This is a genomic window from Flavobacterium ponti (assembly GCF_042652765.1).
Classification (GTDB): Bacteria; Bacteroidota; Bacteroidia; order Flavobacteriales; family Flavobacteriaceae; genus Flavobacterium; species Flavobacterium ponti.
The window spans coordinates 1-896 of record NZ_JBHSGW010000029.1; the positions used below are offsets into that span (position 1 = coordinate 1).

Sequence of the window (896 nt, forward strand, 5' to 3'; positions counted from 1 at the left end):
TCCGTCTGAGGCAAAGTATAATTCGTTTTCGTCACTCATAAATGGAAATGTTTCTCTAGCTTCTGTGTTGAAAACTGGTCCTAAATTTTCTGGTTCTCCATAGCTTTCTCCATTGATTGATACTTTATATAAGTCAGACATTCCAAGTGTTCCTGGCATATCTGAAGCAAAGTATAAGGTTTTATCATCTGGTGAAAGTGCTGGATGTGCTGTGCTATATTCATTGCTATTAAAAGGTAATTCAACAACATTTTCCCATTTGTCATCTACCAAAGTAGCTTTTAGGATTTTTAAGAGTATTACTTTTTCACCACTTTTTCCTTTTTTCCCATCTACATAGTTGTTTCGGGTAAAGTACATTGTTTTTCCATCTTTTGTAAAAACAGGTGTAGATTCATGGAACTTTGAATTGGTTGACTTTGAGAATTTTTCGGCTTCTTCTAAATTTCCATCACCATTTACTTTTGATTGATACAAATTGGTAAACGATTGATTGGTCCATTTGTGTTTTCTTTTAAAAATTCCTCCAGTATCTCTCGCTGAAGCGAAAATTAATTCTTCACCCAAAAAAGCTGAACCATAATCAGAATATTTTGAATTGATAGCTCCTGCGTTTTCAACAGCATATCGACCTGAATTTTCTTCAATGATTTCTAGATAATTTTTCGTTGCTTCGTATTTTTGAGCACGAGAATCATCTGCTTTTGCTTGGTTGAATTTTTCTAACATTTCGTTAGCTTTTGTATATTCTCCTAACGATTTTAAGGATTGTGAATATCTAAAATAATATTCAGGCTCCACTTCTTGATTTAAGTCCATTAGTTTTCCATACCACTGAGCTGCTTTGTCTAATTCTGCATTGAAGTAATAAGCATTACCTAATTTCTTAAACATAT

The 896-nt window shown here is 33.0% G+C and carries 1 pseudogene; it reads right to left on the reverse strand.

The features are described 5' to 3' along the window. Positions 1 to 896 (reverse strand): annotated as a pseudogene (locus ACFO3U_RS14055) (OmpA family protein); the annotation flags it as partial.